Below are 8,753 nucleotides of genomic sequence, written 5' to 3' on the forward strand. Positions count from 1 at the left end.
TTGGCGCCACAAATACACGTAAGCGTCCAGGACCCCACCCCTCCGACCCCGCCCCCTCCCGTCTCGTCGGCGACCGCCCCCCGGTGACACAGAACGCCCGCCCGCTCCGCGTTCCGCCCAGGGCGCCCGCGAGCCACTGTCCGGCTCCGGCCCCCCGGCTCCCGATGGCCCAGGGCCGACATCCGGTCCTCCGAGCCGCCCCACCCAGCGATTGGTGAAGCCATCGGGGCAGTCCTCATCTGGCGGAAGGAACTGCTGGCCACGACGCGGCCCGGTCGATCCGGCACCGGGCTGGGTCCGGGCGGTGGCCCGTCGGGCCGTTTGGAGTCGGACGGGCGGGGCGTGCCCATCTCTGCCAGCCACTGTCCCCTGGGGGTCCGGGGCCGGATAGGTGATGTGTGCCACCGGGCTGGTGGCCGCTGACGAGACGGGAGGGGGCGGGGTCGGAGGTGTGGTGTCCTGGACGCTGTCGCATATTTGTGGCGCCAATCTCCGGCCAACGCAACGATCTTCGTTCGTCGGCGACGTAAATATGCGGTCCAGGGCGCCGCACCGGAGGCCCCGCCCCCGGCACCCACCACTCAACCGGCCGCGCACCCCGGCCCAGCCCGCTCATGGGTGCGATGCGCTGTTCAGTTGGCTGAGGGGTGAGTACCCGCGCAGCACGCCGTGACGCCACCACCAGCACCACCAGCACCGGCCAGCATCACGGGGAGCGGGCCGCCCGAACGGCGGCAGGTCAGAGTCTGTCGAGGACCTGGGCCAGCAGGCTCCCCATCCGGGCGGCGGAGTCGCGGCCGGCCTGGAGGACCTCCTCGTGGTTGAGGGGTTCGCCCGTCATCCCGGCCGCGAGGTTGGTGACCAGGGAGATGCCCAGCACCTCCGCGCCCGCCTCGCGCGCCGCGATGGCTTCGAGGGTCGTGGACATGCCCACCAGATCGGCCCCCATGGTGCGGACCATGTTGATCTCCGCGGGCGTCTCGTAGTGCGGCCCGGGGAACTGGGCGTAGACGCCCTCCTCCAGGGTCGAGTCGATCTGCTGGCACAGGGCGCGCAGCCGCGGGGAGTACAGGTCGGTGAGGTCGACGAAGTTGGCGCCCACGATCGGGGAGGTGGCCGTGAGGTTGATGTGGTCGCTGATCAGTACCGGCTGGCCGGGGCGCATGCCCTCGCGGAGGCCGCCGCAGCCGTTGGTGAGGATGATGGTCTTGCAGCCGGCGGCGACGGCGGTGCGTACCCCGTGTGCGACGGCGGCGACACCGCGGCCCTCGTAGTAATGCGTACGCCCGAGGAAGACCAGCGCCCGTTTGTCGTTGATCCGGTACGACCGGATCCGGCCCGCATGGCCCGCGACGGCGGGCGGCGGGAAGCCGGGCAGCTCGGTGACGGGGAACTCATGCTCGGGCGCCCCGAGGGCGTCGGTGGCGGGGACCCAGCCGGAGCCCAGGACCAGCGCGACGTCATGGGTCTCCGCACCGGTCAGCTCGCGCAAGCGATTGGCGGCGGAGTCGGCGGCGGCGTGCGGGTCGCCCTGATTGTCCCAAGAAACTGATGCGTTCACGCGCACGAGGGTAGCCGGTTACTGCCTACGCGCGTAGACGGCATTCGCCTAGGTATTCGGATCGTTGCATTACTGTCGGCCCCCAGGCCCCGGCCCACGGCCCCCGCCCCGGGGCAGCCGGACCCCAGCGAGCCGGACCCCAAGCGGAACCCCAAACCCACCGGACCCACCCGATCAACCGGACACACCGGACTCAGCAGGGGCGCTTCCGCAGCTCCATCACATAGTCGTGCGGCGCCCCCGCCGATTCCGCCGCGTCGGCGATCTCGCCCAGGTAGCGCGCCGAGGGCAGTCCGCCCTCGTAGCCGTTGAGTACGTAGAGCCAGGCGGCCTCGTCGCCGTCCAGGGTGTGGACCCGGATCCGCATCCGCCGGTAGATGTCGAGGCCGACGCCCTCCCAGCGGTCCATGGAGTCCTCGTCCATGGGCGCGATGTCGTAGAGGGCGACGAAGACCTGGGAGCGCGGCGCCTCCACAATGGTGGCGATGGCCCCTTCCCAGCCCATCTGTTCGCCTCCGAAGGTGAGGCGCCAGCCGTTCAGCCAGCCCGTTCCGCGCAGTGGGGAGTGCGGTGCGCGGCGGGACATCAGCCGCGCGTCGAGGTTGCCGGCGTACGCGGCGTAGAGCGACATGCGTCTGAGGGTACGGGAGAGGGATGATGCGGCCCCCGGGGCGGGAGGTTCGTACGTCAGTCGCCCCCGCGAAACCCCCCGGGCTGAAGGCTGTCGAACGAGTGCGGGACAATGGGGCATGTGACTCGGATCGTGATCATCGGTGGCGGACCCGGCGGCTATGAGGCGGCGCTGGTCGCCGCGCAGCTCGGCGCGGAGGTGACCGTCGTCGACTGCGACGGTCTGGGCGGGGCGTCGGTGCTCACCGACTGTGTGCCGTCGAAGACGTTGATCGCCACCGCCGAGGTGATGACGACCTTCGACTCTTCCTATGAGGAGCTGGGGATCATCGTCGCCGACGACACCCCGCCGCTGGAGCAGGCGGCCCGGGTGGTCGGTGTGGATCTCGGCAAGGTCAACCGCCGGGTGAAGCGGCTCGCGCTCGCCCAGTCCCACGACATCACGGCCTCGGTCACCCGGGCCGGCGGCCGGGTCATGCGCGGGCGCGGGCGGGTGGCGCCGCAGCAGTCGCTGGACGGTTCGCGGCGGGTGATCGTGCGGGCGGCGGACGGCACCGAGCAGACGCTGGTGGCGGACGCGGTGCTGATCGCGACCGGCGCCCATCCGAGGGAGATCCCGGACGCGAAGCCGGACGGCGAGCGGATCCTGAACTGGACGCAGGTGTACGACCTGGACGAGCTCCCCGAGGAGCTGATCGTGGTCGGCTCCGGTGTCACGGGCGCGGAGTTCGCGGGCGCGTACCAGGCGCTGGGGTCGAAGGTCACGCTGGTCTCCAGCCGGGACCGGGTGCTGCCGGGCGAGGACCCGGACGCGGCGGCGGTGCTGGAGGACGTCTTCCGGCGCCGGGGGATGAACGTGATGTCCCGGTCGCGGGCGCAGGCCGCCAAGCGGGTGGGGGACCGGGTGGATGTCACGCTCTCGGACGGGCGGGTCATCTCCGGCACCCACTGTCTGATGGCGGTCGGCTCGATCCCGAACTCGGCGGACATCGGTCTGGAGGAGGCCGGGGTCAAGCTGGCGGAGTCGGGGCACGTCCTGACCGACAAGGTGTCCCGGACCAGCGCGCCGGGCATCTACGCGGCCGGTGACTGCACCGGGGTGCTGGCGCTGGCGTCGGTGGCGGCGATGCAGGGCCGGATCGCGATGTACCACTTCCTCGGGGACGCGGTGGCCCCGCTGAACCTGAAGACGGTCTCCGCGAACGTCTTCACCGACCCCGAGATCGCCACGGTCGGCTACTCACAGGCGGACGTGGACGGCGGGAAGATCGACGCCCGGGTGGTGAAGCTGCCGCTGCTGCGCAATCCGCGGGCGAAGATGCAGGGCATCCGGGACGGCTTCGTCAAGATCTTCTGCCGTCCGGGCACCGGCATCGTGGTCGGCGGGGTGGTGGTCGCGCCGCGGGCGAGCGAGCTGATCCACCCGATTTCGCTCGCGGTCGACAACAATCTGACGGTGGAGCAGATCGCCAACGCGTTCACGGTCTACCCGTCGCTGTCCGGTTCGATCGCCGAGGTGGCGCGGCAGTTGCACACCCGGAAGACTCAGGAAGAGTCATAGACCCGGTTCTTATAGCACTTCGTACCCTCACAGAAGTACAACTTCTGCTAATTGGTGCAAGCTGCTGAAAACAGACGGTCGTGGGCGTTACTGTCAGTTTCGTGTTCGCTGCTGAACGTCGCCAATTGATCCTTGAAATGGTGCGTGCGAACGGAGCGGTGTCGCTCCGGGAGCTCGCCCGCGTCGTCCAGACCTCCGAAGTGACCGTACGGCGTGATGTGCGGGCGCTGGAGGCAGAAGGACTGCTCGACCGCCGGCACGGCGGTGCGGTGCTGCCGGGCGGATTCACCAGGGAGTCCGGCTTCCCGCAGAAATCCCATCTAGCGACCGCGGAGAAGACGGCCATCGCCGATCTCGCGGCCGGTTTCGTCGAGGAGGGCGAGGCCGTCGTCGTAGGCGCCGGAACCACCACACAGGAGCTGGCCCGCCGGCTCGCGCGGGTTCCGGGGCTGACCGTGGTCACCAATTCCCTGCTGGTCGCACAGGCGTTGGCGCACGCCAACCGGGTCGAGGTCGTGATGACCGGCGGCACCCTGCGCGGCTCCAACTACGCCCTGGTCGGCAGCGGCGCCGAGCAGTCCCTCCAGGGGCTGCGGGTCTCGCGCGCCTTCCTGTCCGGCAGCGGGCTGACCGCCGAGCGCGGCCTGTCCACTTCCAACATGCTCTCGGCCAGCGTCGACCGGGCGCTGGTCCAGGCCGCGGCGGAGGTGGTCGTGCTCGCCGACCATACGAAGCTGGGCTCCGACACCATGTTCCAGACGGTGCCCACCGATGTGATCACACGGCTGGTGACCGATGAGCCGCCCGGCCATGACGACCGCGCCCTGACCGAGCTCCAGGCCCTCGCGGACCAGGGGGTTCAGATCGCCGTGGCCGGGCCGGGCGCGGGGTCCGGCCCGGCCGGGGGCGGTGAGGGCGGTGGTTCCGCGGGGCGCCAGTCGGGGCGCATGGGCCCGACCCAGGGCCGTGGCGGCGAGGAGGGCCTGCCGCTGCCGGGGCCGCGCCGCAACCATCCCCATCCACCGGGCGGTCCCGGCTCCGCCCAGCTGCGCACCGCGGTGCCGCTGGCGGAGCAGCCGGGGCGGGTGGCGGATCTGGCGCCACGCCGTCGCTAGCGACTGGCTGCCGGATCGTGATGCCTGCGGCGCGCCACGCGGCGGAGCCGCATATCGATGCTCCCCCTCCCCGCCCCTTCCCTCAACCGGGGCTCCGCCCCAGACCCCGCTCCTCAACGGCCGGAGGGGCTGGAAGGCGGGGCTCCGCCCAAGACCGCTGGGTCCAGGGGCGAGGCCCTTGCCATGTGGCGGAGCCGCATAGCGGTGCCGTGGGAAGGGGCGGAGAAGGGAAAGTATCGATATGCGGCTCCGCCGGACCCCTGTGGCGCGTGGTCGCCGACGGGTGTCAGCGGGCCTTGAGGCCGGTGAAGGCCAGCGCCAGCAGCCGGTCGGCCAGCTCCGGGTCGTCCGGCGACTGCTCCACGGCCAGCGCGATCGCGTTGGTGAGCTGCATCAGATCGGCGATGACCACATCGGACCGCACGGCACCGCTCTGCTGTGCGCGGGCGAGCAGTTCGCTGCCCGCCTCGCGCAGCGGCACACCACAGCCGCGGGACAGCTCCGAGGTCTCGTCCGCCGAGCACGCCATCAGGGCCTGGGAGAGCCCGCGGTAGGTGCTGGCGTGGTCCACGATGGCGCGCAGCCAGTCGATCAGCGCCTCACACGGCCGCGGCGCCTTGGCCAGCTCCCGCGACCGCTCCAGCAGGGCGCATATCTCGCCCTGGAAGACCGCGCCCATCAGCGCGGTGCGGTTGGGGAAGTGGCGGTAGAGCGTGCCGATGCCGACTCCCGCGCGGCGTGCGATGTCCTCAAGCGAAGCGTCGGTACCGTGCTGGGTGAAGGCCGTGCGCGCCTCGGCAAGCAGCCGCTCGTAGTTGCGGCGCGCGTCGGCGCGCATGGGGCGCGGTGGCGTCTGCGCCGTGGCTGTCTCGATCGCCATCGCGGTCCTCCCTGCCGTGGCTGCCCGTGAGTCAAGCATGCCATTTCGTGACCGGAGGCACGGACTGGCCAGGCAACGCGGGCATCGCGAATGCCATCAAACAGGGCGATGGCACCGTGTGTTGCGGTGCGGCGGAGTGGAAGAGCCATGGGACTGACCAGTCGATCACTCGAGTATGTGACGATCGCCCTCGCCGCGGGATGCGCGGGGTTGACGCTCTGGCTGTGGCCGCGGTTCGCGGGCCGGGGCGTGCGGGCCTGGCTGGGCCGGCTGGCCTCCCTCGCGGTGACCCAGTGCGCGATCGTGGCCGCGCTGGCCCTCGCGGTGAACAGCACCTTCCAGTTCTATGGGTCCTGGGACGAACTGCTGGGCGCGGACGAGGCGGCCCCGGCAGCCCTGTCCCATGTGCAGGGCGGCGCCGCGGGGCCGGTCGGGGAGTCGGGCGGTCTGGTGCGGCCCGCACCGCCGCAGGGGCTGAATGCGGTGCACGGGCTGCCGAGCGGGCCCCCGGACCGGGCCGGGAAGGTCGAGTCGGTGCGGATCCTGGGCCGCCGCAGCCAGGTGGCCAACCCTGCGTACGTCTATCTGCCGCCGCAGTACTTCCAGCGCCAGTACGCCCGGCAGCGCTTCCCGGTGATCGTGGCGATCAGCGGCTATCCCGGGGGATCCTTCCTGCTGGCCCAGCATCTGCGGCTGCCCCAGACCGCGGGCGGGCTGATCCGCGCCGGGGTGTCGCAGCCGGCGGTCATCGTGATGGTGCGGCCCACCATCGCCCCGCCCCGCGACACCGAATGTGTGGACGTCCCCGGCGGCCCCCGGGCCGAGACCTACTTCGCCGAGGACCTGCCCGAGGCGCTGCGGGAGCACTACCGGATCGGCCATGACCCCAGCGCCTGGGGCGTCCTGGGCTACTCCTCGGGCGGCACCTGCGCCCTTCAGCTGACCCTCCGTCACCCCCGGGTCTACAGCGCGGCGGTGGCCCTGTCGCCCGACTACCGCGTGGTCAACGACCCCACCACCGGCGACCTCTTCGGCCGGGGCCCGGAGGGCGAGCGCGGAAAGCGGGAGCACGATCTGCTGTGGCGGCTGCGCCATCTGCCCCAGCCGCAGGTGTCGGTGCTGGTCGCCTCCAGCCGCCGCGGCGAGTCCGACTACGGCGCCACGCGCGAGTTCCTGGCCGCGGTCCGGCCGCCGATGAGCGCGCAGTCGATCATCCTGGACCGGGGCAGCCACAACTTCCGCACCTGGCGCCGTGAACTGCCCACGGCCCTGCGGTGGATGAACGGCCAGCTGACCTTCCCCCAGGACGTGGTGCGCGGCCGCTGAGCCGGGACGGACGAAGACGGCGGGCTCCGGCCGGAATCTTCCGGCCGGGGCCCGCCGTCTTGGTATGTGCGGTGGTCCGGGTCAGTCCTTGATCTCGCAGATGACCGCGCCCGAGGTGATGGATGTGCCGACCTCGGCGGCCAGGCCCTTGACGGTGCCGGCGCGGTGGGCGTTGAGGGGCTGTTCCATCTTCATGGCTTCCAGGACGACGATGAGGTCGCCTTCGGCGACGGTGTCGCCCTCGTTGACGGCGACCTTGACGATGGTGCCCTGCATGGGGGAGGCGAGGGCGTCGCCGGAGGCGGCGGAGCCTGACTTCTTGACCGCCTTGCGCTTGGGCTTCTTCGAGCCGCCGGCGGGGGCGGTGGCCACGCCCAGGGAGGCGGGCAGCGAGACTTCGAGCCGTTTGCCGCCGACCTCGACCACGACGGTCTCGCGGCCGGTGGACTCCTCGGCCTCGTCGGTGCCGGTGGGGGTGAAGGGGGTGATGGTGTTGTGGAACTCGGTTTCGATCCAGCGGGTGTGGATGGTGAAGGGCTCGCTGGTGAACGCCGGGTCGGTCACGACCGCCTGGTGGAAGGGGATCGCGGTGGCCATGCCCTCGACCTGGAACTCGGCCAGGGCACGCGCGGCGCGCTGGAGGGCCTGGGCGCGGGTGGCGCCGGTGACGATCAGCTTGGCCAGCAGGGAGTCCCATGCGGGGCCGATGACGCTGCCGGATTCCACGCCCGCGTCGAGCCGGACGCCGGGCCCGGCGGGCGGGATGAAGGAGGTTACCGTGCCGGGGGCGGGCAGGAAGTTGCGGCCCGGGTCCTCGCCGTTGATGCGGAATTCGAAGGAGTGGCCGCGTACCTGCGGGTCGTCGTAGCCGATGGCCTCGCCGTCGGCGATGCGGAACATCTCGCGGACCAGGTCGATGCCGGTGACCTCTTCGGTGACCGGGTGTTCCACCTGGAGGCGGGTGTTGACCTCGAGGAAGGAGATGGTGCCGTCGTTGCCGACGAGGAATTCCACGGTCCCCGCTCCGACGTAGCCCGCTTCCTTGAGGATGGCTTTGGAGGCGGTGTAGAGCTGGGTGTTCTGTTCTTCGGTCAGGAAGGGGGCGGGGGCTTCTTCGACCAGTTTTTGGTGGCGGCGTTGGAGGGAGCAGTCGCGGGTGGAGACCACGATGACGTTGCCGTGGGTGTCGGCCAGGCACTGGGTTTCGACGTGGCGGGGCTTGTCGAGGTAGCGCTCGACGAAGCATTCGCCGCGGCCGAAGGCGGCCACGGCTTCGCGGACGGCGGAGTCGTAGAGCTCGGGGACCTCTTCCATCGTGCGGGCGACCTTCAGGCCGCGGCCGCCGCCGCCGAAGGCGGCCTTGATGGCGATGGGCAGGCCGTGCTGTTCGGCGAAGGCCACGACCTCGTCCGCGCCGGTGACGGGGTCGGGGGTGCCGGCGACGAGGGGGGCTCCGGCGCGCTGGGCGATGTGGCGGGCGGCGACTTTGTCGCCGAGGTCGCGGATGGCGTGGGGCGGGGGGCCGATCCAGGTCAGGCCGGCGTCGAGGACGGCCTGGGCGAATTCGGCGTTCTCGGAGAGGAATCCGTAGCCGGGGTGGATGGCGTCGGCGCCGGATTCGGCGGCCGCGGCCAGGACCTTGGTCTGGTCGAGGTAGCTGGCTGCCGGGGTGTCACCGCC

The 8,753-nt window shown here is 71.4% G+C and carries 7 protein-coding genes; 3 read left to right on the plus strand and 4 right to left on the minus strand.

The window, feature by feature from the left end; genetic code table 11:
* Positions 1–739 precede the first annotated feature (739 nt).
* Together AB0E24_RS45690 and AB0E24_RS45695 are read right to left on the minus strand one after the other, a co-directional pair.
* The gene (locus AB0E24_RS45690) at positions 740–1,561 is read right to left on the minus strand and encodes a purine-nucleoside phosphorylase (RefSeq protein ID WP_069875325.1); all 822 of its coding nucleotides are present in this window, start codon (positions 1,559–1,561) and stop codon (positions 740–742) included.
* Positions 1,562–1,754: 193 nt separating this feature from the next.
* A complete protein-coding gene (locus tag AB0E24_RS45695) occupies positions 1,755–2,192 on the minus strand; it encodes a gamma-glutamylcyclotransferase family protein (protein WP_069875312.1) in 438 nt (145 codons plus the stop codon).
* A 111-nt stretch (positions 2,193–2,303) separates the two neighbouring features.
* Between AB0E24_RS45695 and AB0E24_RS45700 the strand changes: the two genes are divergently transcribed.
* Both AB0E24_RS45700 and AB0E24_RS45705 read left to right on the plus strand, forming a co-directional pair.
* A complete protein-coding gene (locus AB0E24_RS45700; RefSeq protein WP_069875315.1) occupies positions 2,304–3,752 on the plus strand; it encodes an NAD(P)H-quinone dehydrogenase in 1,449 nt (482 codons plus the stop codon).
* Between the two features lie 137 nt (positions 3,753–3,889).
* The gene (locus AB0E24_RS45705) at positions 3,890–4,867 is read left to right on the plus strand and encodes a DeoR/GlpR family DNA-binding transcription regulator (RefSeq protein WP_069875317.1); all 978 of its coding nucleotides are present in this window, start codon (positions 3,890–3,892) and stop codon (positions 4,865–4,867) included.
* Positions 4,868–5,153: 286 nt separating this feature from the next.
* Here the strand turns inward: AB0E24_RS45705 and AB0E24_RS45710 are convergent, their stop codons facing one another.
* Positions 5,154–5,747, minus strand: a complete 594-nt coding sequence (locus tag AB0E24_RS45710; RefSeq protein WP_069875319.1) for a TetR/AcrR family transcriptional regulator — start codon at positions 5,745–5,747, stop codon at positions 5,154–5,156.
* Positions 5,748–5,894: 147 nt separating this feature from the next.
* On the opposite strand from AB0E24_RS45710, the gene AB0E24_RS45715 reads away from it, so the two are divergent.
* On the plus strand, positions 5,895–7,073 hold the full coding sequence (locus AB0E24_RS45715) for an alpha/beta hydrolase (protein WP_093703077.1): 1,179 nt from the start codon (positions 5,895–5,897) through the stop codon (positions 7,071–7,073).
* A gap of 81 nt (positions 7,074–7,154) precedes the next feature.
* Here AB0E24_RS45715 and AB0E24_RS45720 read toward each other — a convergent pair.
* Positions 7,155–8,753 (minus strand): acetyl/propionyl/methylcrotonyl-CoA carboxylase subunit alpha (locus AB0E24_RS45720; RefSeq protein WP_359385945.1); only part of this gene is annotated, 1,599 nt, incomplete at its 5' end.

The organism is Streptomyces malaysiensis subsp. malaysiensis, from assembly GCF_040653035.1.
Lineage (GTDB): Bacteria > Actinomycetota > Actinomycetes > Streptomycetales > Streptomycetaceae > Streptomyces > Streptomyces malaysiensis.

What these genes read in the sequence shown, in the direction of transcription:
- AB0E24_RS45710 (WP_069875319.1), bottom strand. Translation starts at nt 5,747, where the DNA reads ATGGCGATCGAGACAGCCACGGCGCAGACGCCACCGCGCCCCATGCGC.
- AB0E24_RS45695 (WP_069875312.1), bottom strand. Translation starts at nt 2,192, where the DNA reads ATGTCGCTCTACGCCGCGTACGCCGGCAACCTCGACGCGCGGCTGATG.
- AB0E24_RS45700 (WP_069875315.1), top strand. Translation starts at nt 2,304, where the DNA reads ATGGGGCATGTGACTCGGATCGTGATCATCGGTGGCGGACCCGGCGGC.
- AB0E24_RS45715 (WP_093703077.1), top strand. Translation starts at nt 5,895, where the DNA reads ATGGGACTGACCAGTCGATCACTCGAGTATGTGACGATCGCCCTCGCC.
- AB0E24_RS45705 (WP_069875317.1), top strand. Translation starts at nt 3,890, where the DNA reads ATGGTGCGTGCGAACGGAGCGGTGTCGCTCCGGGAGCTCGCCCGCGTC.